General features: G+C 39.7%; 14 protein-coding genes. 6 read left to right on the forward strand and 8 right to left on the reverse strand.

The genetic code is table 11. The annotated features are described in order from the left end of the window. Positions 1-27: 27 nt before the first annotated feature. Both GQR93_RS12955 and GQR93_RS12960 read right to left on the reverse strand, forming a co-directional pair. On the reverse strand, positions 28-2418 hold the full coding sequence (locus GQR93_RS12955; RefSeq protein ID WP_003553180.1) for a phosphoketolase family protein: 2391 nt from the start codon (positions 2416-2418) through the stop codon (positions 28-30). A gap of 387 nt (positions 2419-2805) precedes the next feature. Next, the gene (locus tag GQR93_RS12960; protein WP_003553178.1) at positions 2806-3537 is read right to left on the reverse strand and encodes a GntR family transcriptional regulator; all 732 of its coding nucleotides are present in this window, start codon (positions 3535-3537) and stop codon (positions 2806-2808) included. A 122-nt stretch (positions 3538-3659) separates the two neighbouring features. Here GQR93_RS12960 and ybaK point away from each other — a divergent pair, with 122 nt between their 5' ends. Together ybaK and GQR93_RS12970 are read left to right on the forward strand one after the other, a co-directional pair. Next, positions 3660-4163: a Cys-tRNA(Pro) deacylase gene (ybaK, locus tag GQR93_RS12965; RefSeq protein ID WP_003553176.1), complete on the forward strand. Its 504-nt coding sequence runs from the start codon at positions 3660-3662 to the stop codon at positions 4161-4163. A gap of 4 nt (positions 4164-4167) precedes the next feature. Further along, complete coding sequence (locus GQR93_RS12970) at positions 4168-4896, forward strand: hypothetical protein (RefSeq protein WP_003553175.1); 729 nt, start codon at positions 4168-4170, stop codon at positions 4894-4896. Here GQR93_RS12970 and GQR93_RS12975 read toward each other — a convergent pair. From GQR93_RS12975 to GQR93_RS12990, 4 genes are all read right to left on the reverse strand, one after another. Further along, on the reverse strand, positions 4893-5534 hold the full coding sequence (locus GQR93_RS12975; protein WP_375711585.1) for an HD domain-containing protein: 642 nt from the start codon (positions 5532-5534) through the stop codon (positions 4893-4895). The two genes, GQR93_RS12970 and GQR93_RS12975, sit on opposite strands and share 4 nt — an antisense overlap. Positions 5535-5821: 287 nt before the next feature. Further along, on the reverse strand, positions 5822-8440 hold the full coding sequence (gene adhE / locus GQR93_RS12980; RefSeq protein WP_003553163.1) for a bifunctional acetaldehyde-CoA/alcohol dehydrogenase: 2619 nt from the start codon (positions 8438-8440) through the stop codon (positions 5822-5824). A 227-nt stretch (positions 8441-8667) separates the two neighbouring features. Continuing rightward, positions 8668-9204 (reverse strand): DUF1836 domain-containing protein, encoded by a 537-nt coding sequence (locus GQR93_RS12985; RefSeq protein ID WP_003553161.1) that lies wholly within the window; start codon positions 9202-9204, stop codon positions 8668-8670. Positions 9205-9326: 122 nt separating this feature from the next. After that, positions 9327-11723, reverse strand: coding sequence for a cation-translocating P-type ATPase (locus GQR93_RS12990; RefSeq protein ID WP_003553159.1), 2397 nt, complete (start codon positions 11721-11723; stop codon positions 9327-9329). Between the two features lie 211 nt (positions 11724-11934). Here GQR93_RS12990 and GQR93_RS12995 point away from each other — a divergent pair, with 211 nt between their 5' ends. Beyond that, positions 11935-12792, forward strand: coding sequence for an aldo/keto reductase (locus GQR93_RS12995; protein ID WP_003553157.1), 858 nt, complete (start codon positions 11935-11937; stop codon positions 12790-12792). Between the two features lie 230 nt (positions 12793-13022). Here GQR93_RS12995 and GQR93_RS13000 read toward each other — a convergent pair whose 3' ends face one another. Continuing rightward, positions 13023-13382 (reverse strand): hypothetical protein, encoded by a 360-nt coding sequence (locus GQR93_RS13000; RefSeq protein WP_050757963.1) that lies wholly within the window; start codon positions 13380-13382, stop codon positions 13023-13025. A 210-nt stretch (positions 13383-13592) separates the two neighbouring features. Here GQR93_RS13000 and GQR93_RS13005 point away from each other — a divergent pair, with 210 nt between their 5' ends. The 3 genes from GQR93_RS13005 (at position 13593) to nrdI (ending at position 18763) form a co-directional block, all read left to right on the forward strand. Continuing rightward, positions 13593-14999: a hemolysin family protein gene (locus GQR93_RS13005; RefSeq protein ID WP_003553154.1), complete on the forward strand. Its 1407-nt coding sequence runs from the start codon at positions 13593-13595 to the stop codon at positions 14997-14999. Positions 15000-15114: 115 nt separating this feature from the next. Beyond that, positions 15115-18243: a YfhO family protein gene (locus tag GQR93_RS13010; protein WP_003553153.1), complete on the forward strand. Its 3129-nt coding sequence runs from the start codon at positions 15115-15117 to the stop codon at positions 18241-18243. A 70-nt stretch (positions 18244-18313) separates the two neighbouring features. Then, positions 18314-18763: a class Ib ribonucleoside-diphosphate reductase assembly flavoprotein NrdI gene (gene nrdI, locus GQR93_RS13015; RefSeq protein ID WP_003553152.1), complete on the forward strand. Its 450-nt coding sequence runs from the start codon at positions 18314-18316 to the stop codon at positions 18761-18763. Between the two features lie 67 nt (positions 18764-18830). Here the strand turns inward: nrdI and GQR93_RS13020 are convergent, their stop codons facing one another. Next, entirely contained in the window at positions 18831-20051 is a 1221-nt protein-coding gene (locus GQR93_RS13020) for an MDR family MFS transporter (RefSeq protein WP_003553151.1), read from the reverse strand. Positions 20052-20133 lie beyond the last annotated feature (82 nt).

Raw genomic sequence — 20133 nt, forward strand, 5'->3', positions numbered from 1 at the left:
GATTTTAGTAATTACTATTTAACTAGATTACTTGTTAAGTGGTTCCCAGTTCCATGATGTTACTTCTGGAAGGTCAGTACCAACCTCACGGATGTAACGGTTATGCTTGTCAACGATGTTGTTCATACGTTGGATGAAGTAACCACCCTTAACGGCGTATGCTGGAATATGACGAATAGCATCAGCAGCTAAGTGGAAACGATCCAATTCGTTCAATACACGCATATCAAATGGTGTAGTGATATCACCGTTTTCACGGTAACCATGAACGTACAGGTTGTGGTTATGACGATCGAAGAAGATATCCTTGATCATATCTTCGAAACCATGCCATGCAAAGATGACAGGCTTGTCAGTAGTGAACAAGTTATCGAAGTCTTCGTCGCTTAAGCCACGAGGGTCCTTCTTAGGTGAGTTAAGCTTCAAAATATCAACAACGTTGATAAAGCGAATCTTCAACTCTGGGAATTCCTTGTTCAAGATTGAGATAGCAGCCAAGGCTTCCAAGTTAGGTTCGCTACCTGCAGCAGCAAAGACAACATCAGGTTCTTGACCTTGATCAGTTGAAGCCCAGTCAATGTAACCAAGACCGTTCTTAACCAAGTCTTGTGCTTCATCCATTGAGTACCACTGACGACGTGGGTGCTTGGATGTCACAATCAAGTTAATCTTTTCGTAAGTTCTGAATGCTGAATCACCAACGGCTAACAATTCGTTAGCATCGGCTGGCAAATACTCACGGATGAATTCAGGCTTCTTCTCAGCTAAATGAGTTAACAGACCTGGATCTTGGTGGGTATAACCATTATGATCTTGCTGGAATACTGTTGAAGTATCAACAAAGTTCAATGATGGGTATTGCTTTCTCCAGTATTGTTCTGAAGCTTTACGTAACCACTTGAAGTGTTGAGTTAACATTGAATCCACAACACGTCCAAATGATTCGTAAGTAGCAAAGAATCCATGACGACCAGTTAAGACATAACCTTCAAGCCAACCTTCTGCTTGGTGTTCTGAAAGTTGTGAGTCAATAACACGACCATGGTTTGCAAGATCTTCATCATAAGGTTCATGAATATCTTCCATCCATTGACGCTTACCATCATCAAGCAAACTGTAAAGACGGTTTGACTTGGTTTCATCAGGACCGAAGCCACGGAAAGTTGTTGGGTTCAACTTAGCAACTGCATCCAACCACTTGGACCATTCGATCATATCTTGCTTTTGTTCAGTACCACGCTTGTCAAACTTAACTTCAAAGTCACGAACGTTAGGAAGCTTCAATGGTTCTGGCTTGATACCACCGTTTGTGATTGGGTTAACTGACATGCGTTGTTCGCCCTTAGGTGCAAGTGCACGAAGTTCAGGCTTCAAAGTACCGTTTTCATCAAATAACTCTTCAGGCTTATATGACTTCAACCAGTCAACAAGTTCATCGGCATGTTCCATGTCATTTGCATCAACAGGAATTGGAACTTGGTGAGCACGGAATGAACCTTCGATAGGGTTACCATCGAGATCCTTCTTAGGACCAGTCCAGCCTTTAGGTGAACGGAAGATGATCATTGGCCATACTGGCAATTTAACATTGTCAGGTGTTTCGTTTTCACGAGCATTCTTTTGAATGGACTTGATCTTTTCAATAACAGTATCCAATGTCTTAGCAAATTCTACTTCAACTTTTGCATGATCAGTATCAGCAGTAGCTTCAACAAAGTGTGCTTCCCAGCCCATACCTTTGAAGTAATCAGTTAAGTCTGCATCACTCATCCGTGAAAGGATAGTAGGGTTGGAAATCTTGAAACCGTTCATGTTAATGATAGGCAATACAGCACCATCAGTAATTGGGTTGATAAACTTGTCTGAGAACCATGATGCGGCCAAAGGACCGGTTTCTGATTCACCATCACCAATTTCAACAGCAGCGATTACATCTGGGTTATCCAAGATAGCACCGGTACCATGTGAAAGTGAGTATCCAAGTTCTCCACCTTCATGGATTGAACCTGGAGTCTCTGGTGCGGCATGTGAAGCAACTCCACCTGGAAATGAGAATTGCTTGAACAATTTCTTCATACCATTTTCGTCTTGTGAGATATTTGGATAAATATCTGAATAACTACCGTCAAGGTATGAGTTGGAAACCATAACTTGTCCACCGTGACCTGAACCTTCAATATAGAACATGTTCAAATCATATTTGTTGATGGCACGGTTCAATTGAGCGTAGATGAAGTTTTGGGAAACGATAGTACCCCAGTGACCAATTGGCTTGATCTTTACATCATCTGACTTCAAAGGACGCTTGAGCAATGGATTGTCACGCAAGTATAACTGACCTACTGAAAGGTAATTTGCGGCACGCCAGTACTTGTCTAGAAGATCCAAATATTCTTTGGAATCGTAATCTACTGTCATTAATTAACACTCCTTCTAAGATTTAACAACAAAGCTACTGTATAGAATGTTCGTAAAATTCATCAATTAGCCTGATCAATTTACACCATTAATACTACACTATTTTTTATGATAGTCAACCTTTTTGTAAATTGATACGGTCCAATTTAAATCGTTTAAAATCCTATACTTATTTGCCATTATGAGTGATATAAAAACAATAGTCCACTAAAATGTCGGATTTGTAACAAATTTTTTACAAAAATATAACCGGCTCATCCGCTTAATAAAGGCAACCCTATCACACAGCAGGAAGTTGACTTTTTTGCACATTTTTGCTCGGTAATAATCGTGATAAAATCAAAAGAGACTGGACAAAATTACTTTGTCTCAGTCTCATTGTTTGTTTTATCGATTTTCGTTCAAATCAACAAACGTATTATAATTTAAATATTTATAATGCAGCCTCATATTTGAAACCTCAAACGGTGTGCCGTCATCTAAAAAGAAGATACCTTCCATCACACCAACGGGTTCAACCGGCTTCAAGTTAAGCAGCTTTTGGTCACCTTTGTTTGAAGGCTCGGTTGTTATTGTCATAAATGATTTAGTAACCGATTTACCGGTTGTATCTTCAAAATAATTAAAGATTGATCCTTCGACACGCTCTTGGTTTAAATCCGGCACCACTTTAATTGGAATGTACCCCAGTTCAATCATAAAGGGTTTGTCTTCAAAAGTTCGCAAACGCTTAATTTCATAAACAAAATCGCCTGGATCCAAGAATAATTCTGTTTGTAATTCCTTATCAGCCGGGATAACGTTAAAATCCAACAGTTTAATCTTAGGAATCTTACCATCACTTTTAAAACTGTCGGTTACCCCTAGATTAGACCCTTCATATTGAAAAATTGATCGGTTCTTTTGGTACAGTGGATTAATAAAGGTTCCCGAACCGCGTTTTTTAAAAATGATGCCCTGATTTGCCAGAACGTTTAAAGCCCGCTTAACTGAGCTGCGGCTAACACCATAAGATTCGCTTAAACTGCGTTCATCTGGTAAGCGCTTGGAATCGAACTCATTCTTTTTGATTCGATTCTTTAAATCTTTCATGATGTTTTGATACACTAAATCAGCCATGCCGTCTCCTTAATTCATCAAATCGTTCGTTAACATTATTTATAAAGTATACCAGATATTTATTACAAATTCAGACGGAATTACCGGATATGATGTGATAAAATGTTCGTGAGGTGTCGTAAATGTCAAAAAAGAAACGCAACAAAGTTCATAAAACACTCGTTGAACAGATTCTAGATAAAAACAAAATTCCGTTTGAACAAATGACCTTTCCAACCCATCAAGAAGGCGATGTTGAACAAATCAGTGTCGACCATTTAGATCAAGATGAACACCAAATATTTAAAACATTGGTTCTGACCGGAAAAACTACCGGTCCCGTCGTCGGCGTTGTACCGGTTGATGAACATCTTGACGAAAAGAAATTAGCAAAAGCATCCGGCAACAAAAAGGTCACGATGGTCCCTTTAAAAGAGTTATTGAAAACAACGGGGTACCAACACGGTGCCAACACTCCTATTGGTATTTGGGAAAAATTCAAATATCCCATTTATATTGACCAAGAGGCCCAGAAAATGGGAGAAATCATTGTCTCTTCCGGCCAAATCGGTCGTTCTGTCAAAGTTGATGCGGAACAAATGCGTCAATTGGTTCACGGAAGCTTTGCCGATTTGAAGGAAAAATAACACCATGCTAAAAACAATCATGATTAACATCGCCACGGTACTCGGATTCCTAATCGGAGTACCGTTTCTTTTTATTTTCCTGCTTGCAATGATTAACCGGAACACCAAAGCCGTTATTGCCAAAAGATTTGGTATTAACGGTCAACTGATTTTCGGCTTTTTGGGTGTCATCATTCACGAAGCAAGCCACTTAATTGTCGCTTTGGTATTTGGTCATAAAATAAAAACCGTTCGTTTAATCAGACGACCAACGATAGACAACCCGTCGCTTGGTTATGTCAACCATACATGGCAACCCAGAAATCTTTATCAAACCATTGGCAATCTCTTTATTGGCGTTGCACCGATTTTTGGCTGCTGCACAACTATTTTATTTTTAGCAAGGTGGTTGTTACCCAATATTTATAATCGGCTCGTCACTTTAACGTACCAACCGCTTTCGATAACGGCTGTTCCAGCCTTTCAGTGGGGACCAATGCTACTATTTATTTTATTGACAGCCAATATCTGTATCGGTGGGTTTGATCTAAGTTCATCCGATTATCGCAACTCGATTCAAGGATTAGCCACGACCATTTTGTTGCTGATAAGTTTAACCATTGTCCTATCGCTTATACCAATCGGAACAACTGTCTTTGCCGCTCTGTATCAGGCTATAAAAGTAATCACTGTGATTTCAACTTTTAATTTATTAATTTCAGCTGTCTTAAATTTAGTTTTCAAATTGATTTAAGCCTGCCCGTTCCACTCATCCATAAACTCATGAAGAAAATCAAGCATCACCTGTTGCCGATGCTCGGCAAGTTTCTTAGCAGTTGGCGTATTCATTTGATCTTTAAGATTTAACAGCTTCTCATAGAAGTGATTAATCACTGTGCTTCGTTTGCGATATTCAGACTTATCCATACCGGTTCGTGGCATTATATGGGGATTATACATCACTTCACCAAAGTGGCCGCCGAAATAAAAGGTCCTGGCAATGCCGATTGCGCCAATAGCATCCAAGCGATCCGCATCTTGAACGATTTGGCCTTCAATTGACAATTTATGCTTGGTTTTCAGATTTGCGCTAAAGGACATGTTGTCAATAATGTCAAAAACTTTGTCGATAAAAATCTGATCATAGCCAATTTCTCTTAATTTATTGATCATTGCTTCCCGTTTAGCCTTAGGGTTGGTAGTCACCTTATCATCACTCACGTCATGCAGGTAAGCGGCTACCAACACCAATTGTTCATCTGCCTGCTCACCCTTTAGGATAGTCCTGGCTAAACTGACTACCCGCGTAATATGCGTATAATCATGGCCGGATGTTTCATACCCTAATTCTTCTCTCACAAATTCTTGAATTCTGCGCAATTCTCGTATCATGATTATTTCCCTCATTATTTAGTCTATACTAGGATCGCTTCTCAAAGCAGCACCACGCCATATAAGGGATCAATTTGAAAAATCCAACTCCCGGATTTCCCAAACCGACGCCTTATACTCTGGGTGCTAACCGCTTTGTTCCGCACACTTGTATCACTTATTTCTATACTTTTACATTATAGTCATATTTTTCAAAAAAATAACCACCGATCATTTAAAAAGTGATCAGCGGTTATTTAATAGTTCTTAAAAATTAACTTTCATGAGTTAACCGTTCTAGATGTGCTTTACTTCTCAACACCTTTTCCATCGTAATCATCCATCATGATCTGTTTCAAATCAGCAATTAATGGTTCCTTAGGGTTGGCAGTTGTACATTGATCCTCATATGCAAGTACTGACAGACGATCAACGGCAGCATCAAACTTATCTTTGTCAACACCCCATGCTTTTAAGCTAAGGGTAACGCCAACCGAATGAGCCAAGTCGATAATCTTTTGAACAAGGCCTTCTACCAAGTCCTCGTCAGTCTTTCCTTGAATACCAACATAACGGGCAATTTCAGCGTAATCCTTGTTAGCACGGAAATATTCATACTTAGGCCATACGGCAATTTTTTCCGGTAACTTGGCATTGAAACGGATAACGTGTGGCAATGTGATTGCAATCGCAATTCCGTGAGTTAAGCCGAATTCTCCACCAAGCTTGTGGGCAACAGAGTGGGTAATTCCCAAGAAGGCATTACCAAAGGCCATCCCTGCTAGTGTTGCAGCATTGTGCATTTCTTCACGCGCATGCTCATCACCATTATAGGAGTTAGTCAGATTTTCAAAAACTAACTTGATTGCTTGCAATGACAATGGTCGTGTATAATCCGATGCCATTACTGAAACAAATGATTCAATACCATGGCAGAGTGTATCAAGCCCAGATGCAGCAACAGTCCCCTTTGGAACGGTTTGAACAAACTGAGGATCGACAATTGCAACATCAGGTGTCAACGCATAATCAGCCAATGGATACTTAACGTGAGTCTTGGAATCAGTGATAACAGCGAATGGCGTTACTTCTGATCCTGTCCCTGAAGTTGTTGGAATAGCAATCATTTGGGCCTTACGTGGTTTATTGAAGCGGTAAGCCCGCTTTCTGATATCAATAAATTTCTGTTTTGCACCAAAGAAACTGGTTGTCGGATCTTCATAGAATAACCACATGTTCTTAGCGGCATCAAGCGGCGAACCACCACCTAAGGCAATGATGGTATCAGGTTTAAATGAACGCATCTGAGCAACACCTTTTTCAACTGTATCAGTTGTTGGATCAGGCTCAACATCTGAGAAAAGTGAGTATTCAATTTCATTTGGACGACGCTTTAATTCATCCAAAACTGTATCTACATATCCATGTTCTACCATTCCAGGCGTTGTCACAATAAACACTTTATTGATGCCTGGCATATCATCGAGATATCGAATTGATGTCTTTTCAAAGTATACCCGTGGTAATTTAACCCATTGCATATTATTTCGTCTCTTTGCGATCGTTTTAATGTTTAATAAGTCGTAATCGGTAACGTTATGAGAAATTGAATTTGCACCCCATGAACCGGTTCCCAACGTTAGAGATGGTGTCATTTCATTATAGAGGTTTCCAATACCGCCAAAGCCTCCCGGTGTGTTAACAAGGACTCGGGCAGCCTTCATCTTAATGCCGAATTTAAGCGCAATATCGTCATCAGTTGTCTGAATAGCAGCTGTATGCCCCAAACCACCATAGTTTAAGAGTTGTTCAGCAATTGAAAAGGCATCTTCATGGCTTTTGGCCTTATAAACACTGATTACCGGGCTCAGCTTTTCGCCGGATAACGGGTACTTTGGTCCGATACCGGTCATTTCAGCTGCTAAAACCTTGGTGTTATCCGGGACTTTAATCCCTGCCAATTTGGCAATTCCTTTTGCGGATTTACCGGCGATTGGGCCACGAACACCCCCACGCTTAGGGTCAAACATTGCTTCAGCCAATTTTGGCTGGTCTTTTTTGGTAACGAAGAAGACACCGTTTTTAATGAAGTTTTCTTTCACATCATCATAAATTTCGTTATCAATAATGGCGCTGTTCTCAGTTGCACAAATCATACCATTATCAAATGTCTTTGAAAGAACAATATCGTTAACGGCTCGAAGAATATTAGCCGTTCTTTCAATATAAACAGGACCATTACCGGGACCAACACCTAAAGCAGGTTTGCCGGTTGAATAAGCAGCCTTAACCATTCCCGGACCACCGGTAGCAAGTGTGCTTGCTACACCAGGGTTATTGATTAATTTGTTGGTTGCTTCGATACTTGGTTCCTCGATCCACTGAATGGCACCTTCTGGGGCACCGGCCGCAATTGCAGCATCACGAACAGTTTTTGCAGCTGCAACGGATGACTTCATTGCTTGTGGATGGAAGCTAAAGATAATCGGGTTTCGGGTTTTCATTGCAATAATCGATTTGAACAAAGTTGTTGAAGTTGGGTTGGTAACCGGTGTAATTCCGGCAAGAACCCCAAGAGGTTCGGCAACTGTGATCAGCTGGCGTTCCCTATCGTCTTTGATAACACCGACCGTCTTATGGTCGCGAATGCTATGCCAGATTTCTTCGGTTGCATACATATTTTTTATGGCTTTATCTTCAGCGACTCCCCGACCGGTTTCTTCAGCGGCCATGAGTGCCAAATCCATATGTTTATCTTGACCGGCCATTACCATTTCATGGGTAATGTGGTCTACTTTTTCTTGATCAAATGAATCCATGATTTCGAGAGCTTTTTGGGCTTTTGAAACTAACTTGTTAATCATATCGTCAACATTGGTTTTTTCTGGTTTTGTCGTCTTGAGTTCTTTTACTTTATTCTCAATCATTAGTTAGCCTCCGTGAAAATTCTTTCCGAAAAATTCTTTGTTATCTATTTCACAAAAATAACTATACCACGATTTTTTTAAAAGTAAATACTTTTGTTTACTAAATCACAAAAGTTCTTTCATCCAGTTACATCCCTTTAACAGCAGCTAAGGACGAAAAAAAGCACCCACTGGATGGATGCTTCTTTCATGAAAACGGTTCCATTATTTATATGTGAATGTTTTCACTACTTGCTGATTTTCGTCAATGGCTTTTCAATGATCTTTAATAATGTTTCAGACTGTAACCGATCAATTATGACATTAACTGCTACCTGCATTAATTTGTCATTTAAATTTTTTTCCTCTAACGCCTGCCCATTTCGATTAGACATATTTTTAAACGAGAACATGAGTCGCTTAATAAAGTTATCATAAGCTTGTTGCGGATAAATATTAGCCGTTACCTGATCGATTCCATGGCGAATCGTTTCCAATGAAAATGCCGGCTTTAGTAAGCTAATTAAGATGACATCTGCAATCTGCATGGTTTGATACTTCTTTTTAACCGGTGCCATAATAGCTTTATGCTTAACATAGTTATTAATCATTGCCGGCGTGACGCTGTCTACGCCAATTGGCCCCAACGTTTCATTTACCAAAGCGGTCACTTGATCCATATATAGTTCAAATTTAGGTAATTCTGCCCAAAGCGGTAGTTCAACTGTCTTTAATTTATCTTCCCATTTTTCATATAAGTCGTACTCTTCGTTAATGGATGGCATTGTCATCACTCCCTATAAACAATTATACCACATTATCTAGTCATTAAAACTAGATGAAATAGGTTAATAAAAAAGGATTGACAAATCGCCAATCCAATTCTACTTTTTTAATGTATTCAGCCCTATTTATAATTTTGTTTATTGGCCGCCCGTTCTCTTTTTCGAACTTCCCTGCGATCCAATACTTTGGCAATCACACCCTGCATAAAGATATAAAGTGGGTATGCCGTCGCAATTAGCGGCACAGCATACAACCATATATCTTTATTAAAGAATGATACAAGCGAAAAGACGTCATTAAAGAAAACGATGATTGCCAGAAATGCCGCCAACACAAGAATATCCATCCCAAATTTCAATCGATTCCAAGGCCGTGAGACCAGAACCAGTGCCAACCAGCAAATTGCTCCGGTCAGAAGGACACATAAGGTTGATGTGAATTCATAATGCAGTCCAAAGAATCGGCCCACGATTTCAATCACCATAATATAACCAACCACACACACCGCAGCCGGAGCCGACACGATTAGAACCTGACGCATAAATTGGTTGGTAATCCGACTGAAGTTGGGTTCCAACGCTAGAAAGAATGATGGGATACCTACCATTAAAGACGTAATTGGCGTTAATTGAATAGGCTCAAACGGATACTGCATTGCCAAGAAAACAAAGATTAACGACAACGCAACGGAATACATGGTTTTAATCAGGTACATGGAAGCAACCCGCTCAATATTGTTAATCACTCGGCGACCTTCATTCAACACATCAATCATCGCGTCGAAATTAGAATTAATCAGCACGAAATCAGCGATACTTTTGGTACTCTCACTTCCCGAAGCCATTGCAATACCACAATCAGCCTGTCGTAATGCCAGCAAATCATTAACCCCATCTCCGGTCATTGCAACAGTATGCTTTTTTTCTTGAAGGGCACTAATCAACCGCTTCTTTTGATCCGGTGTAACCCGTCCAAAAACAGTATTTTCAGTCACAAGTTGTCCAAAATCATCGTTATCACTAACAGTTGACATATCAATGCTGTGGCCTGCATTTTGAATACCCGCGTTCTTAGCAATCGTCGAAACCGTTGTTGGATCATCTCCGGAAATCACCTTAATCGTAACATCCTGATTTCTAAAATATTGGAACGTATTAACCGCATTCGGCCTGATCACATCTGAAATCAAAATCAGGCCAATCATCCGGGGATTCCCCAAAGGCTTTTCGGCATCAAGCAAATCAACCTTGGCAACAGCCAAAACTCGAAATCCTTTTTTGGCATATTCTTGAATTTGATTTTTAGTGTCAGCATCCAACTGATGAAAAATAAATTGTGGTGCGCCGAAGACGTATTCACGGCCATTTGTAAATTCGACACCGCTCCATTTACGCTGCGATGAAAACGGTACAATCGTCGAAGCGGCCATATTCGGATCCTCAATGGCATTTTTAATGGCATTTGCTGTTTCGTTGGTATCACCGGTACCATAAGTAATGCCGGCGACAATCTTTTCCAACTCCGCCGTTTCTATACCGGTCATCAACGGAATGGCTTTTTCAAATTTTAAATCACCACTGGTAATCGTTCCGGTTTTATCCAAACAAATCACGTCGACTCTCGCCAATGTTTCAATCGCAGGAAGATCCCGAACCAGTGTCTTTTTCCTGGCCAAATGCATGGCAGACACCGCTAACGTCATTGAGGTTAAAAGAACGAGTCCTTCTGGAATCATCCCAATCATTGCCGCAACCGTTCCAAGAATTGCTCGGTTAATATCGTTTCCGCCAAATAATTTTGCGATGAACAAAATTAAACCCAGCGGAATAATGACGTAAGTTAAAACCTTAATAATACGATTAATTGTATTCAGTAAAATACTGGAGGTATCTTTTCCTTCTTTGGCTTCGTTGGACATGTGATTAACAAAGGTCTGCGCACCAACCTTTGTCACCAACATCTTCCCGGAACCACCCACCAGATAAGTACCGGAAGTTAATTTGCCGTTAACCGCTTTCGATATAGTCTGTGATTCACCTGTAATTGGTGATTCATCAACTTCCATCCCACGTGACTGCATCACAACACCATCAACAGGAATTTGGTCACCCCGGTTCAAAGCCAAGACATCGCCAAGAACAATGTCTTCCGGATAAATGTCGACCGGCTCTCCATTTCTAATAACAGTTGACTTGCCTTCTGCCAATAACACCATCTTATCAACTTGCCGTTTTGAGCGAATTTCCTGAATTATTCCAATAATAGTATTAAAGAAAGCAATCCCCAAAAATAGCAGGTTCTTGTAACTTCCCGTATAAAAAACCAGCGCACCAAGAACAACGTTAATCAGATTAAATAGCGTAAATGTGTTGTCCCTAAGGATTTCCTTAACGCTTCGGGTAAGAGATTGCTCTCCCAAATTTTTGTACCCACTCTTGACTTGGTGCTCAACCTGAGCAGAAGAGAGGCCCTGCTCAGGGGTTACTTCTGAAATTTTAACATCTGCCAAGTTAAACACCTCACTCTACGTTAATTGTACAAAATAATATCCGAAAAGCACATTTATTTGTATGGATTCAAAAGAAGTTTAAAAAATTTTAAATTGCCGTAGGGATTTAGGAAAATCACCCCGATCATCTTTATTTTATCATTTTATCAAGCGCTTACATTATTATAGGTAGGAAATATGCTAAAATTAAGCCATAACGATTATTACAAGGAGGAATTTTATGTTTGAACCCGATAAGTCGACTTATCAATTAAATGACGGCAATCAAATGCCGGTTTTAGGCTTTGGAACTTATAAAATCGCAAAGCCGGATTTAATGAATCAAACAATCCAATCTGCATATGAAAACGGCTACCGTATGTTTGACACTGCCCAATATTATCGAAACGAAAAAATGCTGGGCGATGCGATCCGCAACTTGAGTGTCCCCAGACAAGATGTCTTTATTATTGATAAAGTGACCGAAATGAATCAAGGCCATGATTTGACTATTAATAGTACCGACTTTTCCCTACAGCAATTAGGAACGGATTATGTAGACCTATTACTTGTTCATTGGCCAATCGCCGACAAGTTCTTTGAAACATGGGAAGCCTTTGAGGAATTAAAGAAGCAGGGGAAGGCCAGATCAATCGGCGTCAGCAACTTTACTCGTTCACAGTTGGAGCTGCTCAAAACGCAGGCCGATGAAATGCCGGTAGTTAACCAAATTGAAACCCATCCTTACCTTAATCAGGCACCACTCATTAAGTTTGACAAGAAACAATCTATTGTCACTCAAGCTTGGAGCCCTCTGGGAAGAGGTGCCGTCCTGGATAATCCAATGATCGGTAAAATGGCGGTTCACCATGGAAAAACGCCTGCTCAAATTATTTTACGCTGGGATATCCAACGAGGCATTTCAGTCATTCCAAAATCGCAAAATCCCGAACGAATTGCTCAAAATGCGGATTTAAATTTTGAATTAAGTGACGATGAAATGTCCATGCTGGATGTAATGAACCGAAATCAGCGAACGGGTAACGAACCCGAATTGGTTTATGAATTGGGAAAACAATATAAACAGTTTAAAAAATAAAACTGTATCGGATAGAATAAAGATCGTTCCGACTAAACCTGATTCTTTTAGTTGGAACGATCTTTAGTGTTGGTTTAATTTTGATCGGGGCATCTGATAGATTATTGTTGTCATCCAACTATTCATCCGATCAACATCAAAACGATCCAACAATGATACTGAACATCATTGTTGGATCGTTTTGATGAAATTATTTAATGTCTTATTAACTGCACACTCACCTGGTAGCTTTATTCAATTCTTTCTTTCAATAAATCTGCCAACTTTTGTAGTGCAGCATCACGTGTCTTAATAACATCCATATTCCAAATAATGGAGTCAATATCTCCACCTACGAAATCAAATTTTTCGTAGTAGATGTATGGATCTTCATCACTTTTTTGAAAGACTTTATCGACCTCTTTTGAAAATCCCTTTGCCCAATCATCATCATCCATTTCTTTAAAATCGAGCTTGGTGACATAGCCTTTTTGTTTAATCAAATCGACAGCCTTTTTAATTTCATTATCCGGATAGTTAAAATCTTTTTCGGGTTTCTCTTCCTCGTCCGCCTTTTTTTCCTTTGCACTTTCCTTAGCTTTCTGAGCCATAAGATACATCCCCTTATTTCTGTCTACTTTAAGCGTAGCACTGTTAGCAGCCAAAATTAAGAAAAAGCACCAATTTTTTTATAATAGATCGGGAATCTGTCATAATGGATTCAAATAGGAAATCCTCTTAAAAAAAGACTTGTATAAGCGTATAATTAGAGGTAGTCTTTTCAGTACCAATCAATAGGATTATATTAAATATATTTTGAAATGAGGAATAGAATTTTGGGCGATAGCCAGTTAATGACCAATTTATTGATTATTATAGTGACGTTCTTCTTTGCAGCTTTCTTCGTTGCAAGTGAATTTGCTCTTGTTCAATCAAGAGTGAGTGCACTGGAAGAAAGAAAAAAGAATCTAAAAGATCAAAAAATTACCAAGGGTAAAAAGATAACCAAGCTTAATCGGGAAATTCATATGGTAACCAATTTGAATGAATACCTATCAACAACTCAAGTTGGTGTTAGTTTGGCAGGTATCATTCTTGGCTATATCGGTGAATCTTTTGTTGTAACAATTTTGGTTGACGTCATGGAAATTCATAATTCGCCAATCAACCCTGCAACGGCCCATGCAATCGGTGCAGTTTTAGGAATTATTATTCTGACATACTTGGAAGTTGTCCTAACCGAAATTGTTCCAAAGAATATCAGTATTGATATGCCAATGAGAGTATTGAACTTTGTCTCAACACCACTTCATTATTTTCACATCATTTTTTATCCGTTTGTCTGGTTATTAAATGTTTCCGCAAACGGTATCGTTAAGATGCTGGGATTACCGTTTGCCAATGAAAATGCCGAATCATTTTCTCAAGCAGAAATTTTAAGCTTATCAAAAAATGCCGTTAAAAGCGGTGCGCTTGAACAAAATGATTATCTTTATATGAGACGGGCCTTCCAACTAAATGATAAAGTCGCAAAAGATATTATGATTGATCGAACACAATTGGTTGTGATTGATATTACAACCAATGTCAAACAAGCTATCCAAGTTTATTTGCAAAAGAAATTCAGTCGAATTCCGGTTGTCGCCAATAACGATAAAGATAAAATTCTCGGATATGTTTACAACTATGATTTAATTCGACAATCTCAAGTCGATTCAAGCATTAGAATTGATCGCTTACTAAGAGACATCTCGACAACTCCCGAAATGACGCCCATTACGGATGTTCTACACCAAATGATTGAAAAAAGAACACCAATCGTTGTTGTTGTTGATGAGTATGGCGGTACATCTGGTATTATTACCGACAAGGATATTTACGAGGAATTGTTCGGGACCGTTCGTGATGAAATTGATCCTTCCTTTACCGAATATGTGTTTAAACAGCCTAATGGCACTTATCAAGTTAGCGGAAAATTGACAACACATGACTTTGAACGTTACTTTGATGCAGACTTCCCTGAATTCACGAGTTCAGATGCTGTGACACTGGCCGGATATTTTCAGGATAACTATCCCGATGTTAAAGTCGGCGATGAGATTTCATTTGAAAATTTTGATTTCAAGATTGTTGATTTGGAAAACTCATTTATCAATTGGTTTGAAGTCACTAAACACAAGCCAATCACACCTACAAAAGATGATGACAATGATGGCAAATCGGATTAATTAAAAAACTCAAGAGACTGGTACAAGACAATTTGTTTTGCAGACAGTCTCTTTGTATATCGGGGTTGTTTTTAATTTTTACAATGACGAAGATATCTTCTAGGAGGATTTAAAATTGACAAAGCTATGGCGAAAAACACCGGCCTGGCTTACATACTCGGTGTTATTTACTGTGCTGACCGGCATCATTGCCGGCAGCTTACTTATGACTGGCCGATCGATGGTCTGGGAATTGGATGGATTTGCGCAGCATTACCCGATTTTGGTCCAACTTCGGCACATGATTGCAACGTTTCTTTCCGATCCCAGTCGTGGATTCACACACTGGAGCTGGGGGATCAGTCTCGGGTCTGATCAGCTGACCAATCTTTCATACTATGTAATCGGCGATCTATTCAACTACCTGGTCATTTTATTTCCTAAAAATCATATCGAAATAGCATTTGAATTTCTGATTTTTTTAAGAATGTATGCCTCGGGTCTGTCTTTTATGCTTTACACCTCAACGTATAAGTTTAAAAAGATAAGTCGTGTCATCGGTGCCTTGGCCTACGCGTTTAATGGCTATGCGCTATCCACAGGCTTGCACCATCCCTTTTTCATCCTGCCATTAATTTTCTTCCCGTTACTTTGTTATGGAATCGATCGTATTATACTGAATAAATCTTGGATTCCACTTGCTTTAGCCGTCTTCTTAACGCTATTTGCCAACTTTTATTTCGCTTGGATTTTGGCAATCGGCACGTTTATTTATCTCATTATCAGGGTACTGAGCCGCCGAAAAGCTGCTGACTTTCATTTTCTAAAGTCACTTGGTAAAATGGCCATTTCAGTTATTTTGGGACTTGGTATGTCGGCCATTGTTTTCTTACCGACTGCTCTTTTTGCAACTAAATCAACCCGTATCCATCAAGCATTTGCCAATGGAATGGTTCTTTTCCCACCCGAATATTATCTAAAAATGCCAAGTGCCATCCTTCCAACAGGTCGCGCCATGAATTTTTGGTTGGTCATTGGTATCACCAGCCTATCTTTTCTAGGTGTTGTTTATACACTTAGGCATTTTAAAAAATATTTTTGGCAAAACGTCGGCTTGATCATTGCACTTATCGGCATTCTCATTCCCGCTTTCGGTGCCATCATGAACGCCATCTCAACGCCATCCAACCGGTGGTTCCTGCTTGCCAATATAATCTTTGGTTTGGCAACAATGGCGCTCATTGATAACTTGGATCAACTGACCAAAAATGATATCGCCTGGTTGACTGCTTCAGGTATTGTTTTGGTTATCCTTGTCTGGGCGACCAATGGGTTTATCCTCAACTTAAAAGCACACGATGCCATTTCATATGGGTATTTATTTTTGACAGTCATTGCCCTACTGGTCATTTTCACTTTCAAATGGAAGCCGTGGGTAAAAGTCAGCCTTATTTTATGCCTCTTTATGCTCAATATTGCTTCAAATATTATCGGTATTTACAGTCCGAATGCAAGCAACTTGGCTATTCAGCAATTAAACCGCGGTTTAGCAACCCGGTTCAGCAAAGATTACTATAATGGCGCACAACAATACATTAAGAAACAACCCGGCTTCTTCCGGACATCCATGGCGCCAAGATACCATTACAACGAGCATCTCCAAAATTTAGCCAACTATACAAATACCAATACCGACCTGTCAATTAACAGTGGAATTAATAATACGTCCGTGTACCTCACCCTTCAAAACGGCTACCTGGGAAAGTTCTCACGTTCGGTTGGCAACAGTCAATTTTCAATGAATACCCCCATTGCACAGGGAGATTACCGAACAGCCTTTAATAACCTAATAGGTGTGCAATACATTTTTGCAAAGGCCAATACCAAAAAGCCACCGATGGTTCCATATGGTTATCACATCATAAAAAACGCCAACGGTCAGCCAAAAGTTTTCCAAGCTCAAGCCAGAGTTAATGCGGTTCCTGCTATCGAAAACATGGACGGCACGGTTATTTATAAAACAAATAACGCACTGCCGTTGGCCTACACACAATTTAGGACATTTTCGACCAATGCCTATAATCATCTGGACCCGGTCAACCGTGAACGTGTTATGACTCAAGGCGCAGTTGTTAGCCCTAAGAATAATAACAGCCCACTTACTTATCAATCAGCAAGTAAAAACTTAAAGTATCAAGTCCAAGTCGATCGATCCTCGTTTATTGACTCAGGCAAAAAACTAACGGCTTACCGTCTGGGCATTTTAGGCGATAAAGATCAAAAACAGGTTATTGAACAGCCGCACGCTCAGGTGAGTCTCGGAGCCAATCTTCAAAAGACAAAAGATTTACTGGCCACCAACAGAATGATTTATGAAAATAATCAGTACGAGAATCGCAACGGTCTTAGGAAGATGACAACCGATGTCACCGGCAAACCGCTTCAGTATTCTCTAAAAGTTAATAAGCCCAAGCAAACAAAGAATGCTGAATTATATTTGGTCCTTACCGGTATTAACCAAACCGATGGGTCAATTGCCGACCATAATAACTGGGCTGCCAATACGTTTTTACTTCAAAACAAACTTTACTCCAGACTCGGCAAGTTAAACGTTGCCCGACACAGTTTATTAACACCCACATTTGGTGGTTATAATTTTGATGCTTTTACCAACGTTTTTCACAACGGCTACGCGCAATACGACAATGACAATCTTTCAAATTACCGACAAATTGACAACATGGTATTAAATCTTGGTTACTCAACCAAATCACGAAAACAGATTAAACTCGATTTCAACCTGGTTAAAAACATTAAATTTAAATCTGTTAAATTAATTGCCATGCCGTTCAATAAATCTTACGATAACCAAATTCAAAAGCTTAAAAGAACCGGCCTTAATCACTTAAAGGTCTCAGATAATCAGGTAACGGGACAGTCTCACAATGGTTCTAACGGCACTTTGGTCACTTCAATTCCATATTCCAGCGGTTGGAAGTTACAAATCGATGGGAAACCCACAAACACGTTTGTCGTCAATAAAGGTTTCATTGGTGCAACGCTGCCTGCCGGTAATCATCAAATCAAACTTGTTTACACGACGCCCGGGCTTCAAATCAGTAAATGGATTTCCATTATCAGCTGGTTAATTATGATTCTGGCAATGCTTTCCGTAGGTTTTCGACTAGTACTGCCAAAAAAGAAAAACCGAGCAGCACATGCTGTCAACAAACAACCTTCAACGGGCCAGAAACCGCTTGATTAGTTGAATGATAGTGGTTACAGTATATTATGTATGATTTTATTATGTCTTTATATACGAGGAGAGTGGCTTAATGACACCCATCAAAATTTTATTTATCTCAATTGAAGGAAATACCCGTTCTTTCATCAAAGATTTGACCAAATATGCAGTGGGGATGCATGATCAGGATTCAAGCAACCCACTTGTTATCAGCAAAGAAATCAGCGATCAATCTGATTTTGAAGATGAAAGCGACCCATTTTTCGCTTTTGTTCCGACTTATTTAGATGGCGGCAACGGTATTGACAATGGTGTTAAAGAGTTAATGACTAATACACTTGGCGAATACATTGCCTATGGCAAAAATGCTTCGCTGTGTCACGGCATTGTCGGCAGTGGCAATAAAAACTTTAATGAGCAATATTGCTTAACTGCCAAACGGTATGCGTCTCAATTTAATGTGCCTTTCTTGGCAGATTATGAACTGCGTGGAACCGGCCGTGACGTTGAACGAATTTATAAGCTGTTAGCAAAAGGTTAACTCAACAAGTACTAAAAGGAAGCGGCTCGAAAATAATCGAGTCGCTTCTTTTTAGAATATTACTTTATCAATTAAACTGTTGATTAATCCTATTTCGCCTATGATTCAAAATCATTAAAATAACTAGGAACACAATGATAATTCCGGCAGCAAACGAGAAAAGCACGCCATAAGGTGCAAAATCTAAAAAGACACCACCGATTAGTGGACCAAGTGCCCTTCCAAAGGACATAAACAAATTATACATCCCTTGAAACTTTCCCCGCTGTTGCGGTGTTGATAAACTATCAATCCAAGCCGGAATACCCGGAAAACCAATCATTTCGCCAATGGTTGTCACAACCATGACGATGATAAACGCATAATATTGCTTGGCAAAAATAAGGCCGATAAACGAAATCGCAAAGATAAAGACCCCAATGTAAGTTTGCGTACTTAACTTAAAATGCTCACCAATCCGGTTAACGAACGGTTGCCCAAAGACAATCATCAACCCGTTCAACGTCCACAAAAGACTATAGTTCTCAAATGGAATATGAAGGTTCGTCATGTGAACAGAAATGACACTTTCCCAGAGTGCGTATGATAGATACACCCCCAAAACAACTCCGCAGATTGCCAGGATCATCGAACCAACATTGGTCTCATGTGGTGCCCCGGGTTGAATCTTTTTTCCGGGAGCTCGTCGCTGCACCACAACATTGAAATCGATCAAGGTAATCACTAACAAAATAAAGTAAAAAATGGCGGCAACAATAAAAACGGTTGTCACACCATGGGACAATAGGAATCCAACCATTAAGGTTCCAATAACGATCCCCACGTTTTGACCAATATACAAGACATTAAAAATTGCTCGTGTTGACCGTGTCTTAATACTAGCCGCATAAGAATTCAATAGTGTCATACAGGCACCATCCCCGAATCCTACAAATAGCAGCAGGATTGAAAACATTGGCCAACCATGAAAGAAGACCAGCCCGATAATTGCCGACATTGAAATGACAACACTGATAATTGCTGCCTTGTAGGGCGACCAACGGTCAAATAAATAACCCCCAAGGTAATTTCCAATCATCATAAATACCGACATTACCAAAATAGTCATTCCGGCCAGTGTTAACGATTTATGAAGGTAATTATGCATGTAAACCGTTACCAGGGGCCACATAAATGCAGCACCCGCATTCAGGATTAATGAATATAAAATAACAGAACTAAACCGAATTTCACTTCTTTTTGGCACATTATCCCTCCCCTCTGTTGATATAAAAATCTCCTCTCCCATTCTCTCACACCTCTTAGTGTTTCAGCAATTGGAAAGCCAAGTGATTTTTTAAATCTGGTTTTAATTATCTTTAAAATATGGG

This window comes from Lentilactobacillus hilgardii (genome assembly GCF_009832765.1).
In the GTDB taxonomy this organism is placed as follows: Bacteria; Bacillota; Bacilli; order Lactobacillales; family Lactobacillaceae; genus Lentilactobacillus; species Lentilactobacillus hilgardii.

Bases quoted from the DNA above. Each gene is read 5' to 3' on its own strand.
- GQR93_RS13005 (WP_003553154.1), top strand. From the start codon at position 13,593: ATGAGGAATAGAATTTTGGGCGATAGCCAGTTAATGACCAATTTATTG.
- GQR93_RS13000 (WP_050757963.1), bottom strand. From the start codon at position 13,382: ATGGCTCAGAAAGCTAAGGAAAGTGCAAAGGAAAAAAAGGCGGACGAG.
- GQR93_RS12970 (WP_003553175.1), top strand. From the start codon at position 4,168: ATGCTAAAAACAATCATGATTAACATCGCCACGGTACTCGGATTCCTA.
- GQR93_RS13020 (WP_003553151.1), bottom strand. From the start codon at position 20,051: ATGGGAGAGGAGATTTTTATATCAACAGAGGGGAGGGATAATGTGCCA.
- ybaK (WP_003553176.1), top strand. From the start codon at position 3,660: ATGTCAAAAAAGAAACGCAACAAAGTTCATAAAACACTCGTTGAACAG.
- nrdI (WP_003553152.1), top strand. From the start codon at position 18,314: ATGACACCCATCAAAATTTTATTTATCTCAATTGAAGGAAATACCCGT.
- GQR93_RS12960 (WP_003553178.1), bottom strand. From the start codon at position 3,537: ATGGCTGATTTAGTGTATCAAAACATCATGAAAGATTTAAAGAATCGA.
- GQR93_RS12985 (WP_003553161.1), bottom strand. From the start codon at position 9,204: ATGCCATCCATTAACGAAGAGTACGACTTATATGAAAAATGGGAAGAT.
- GQR93_RS12995 (WP_003553157.1), top strand. From the start codon at position 11,935: ATGTTTGAACCCGATAAGTCGACTTATCAATTAAATGACGGCAATCAA.
- adhE (WP_003553163.1), bottom strand. From the start codon at position 8,440: ATGATTGAGAATAAAGTAAAAGAACTCAAGACGACAAAACCAGAAAAA.
- GQR93_RS12955 (WP_003553180.1), bottom strand. From the start codon at position 2,418: ATGACAGTAGATTACGATTCCAAAGAATATTTGGATCTTCTAGACAAG.
- GQR93_RS12975 (WP_375711585.1), bottom strand. From the start codon at position 5,534: ATGATACGAGAATTGCGCAGAATTCAAGAATTTGTGAGAGAAGAATTA.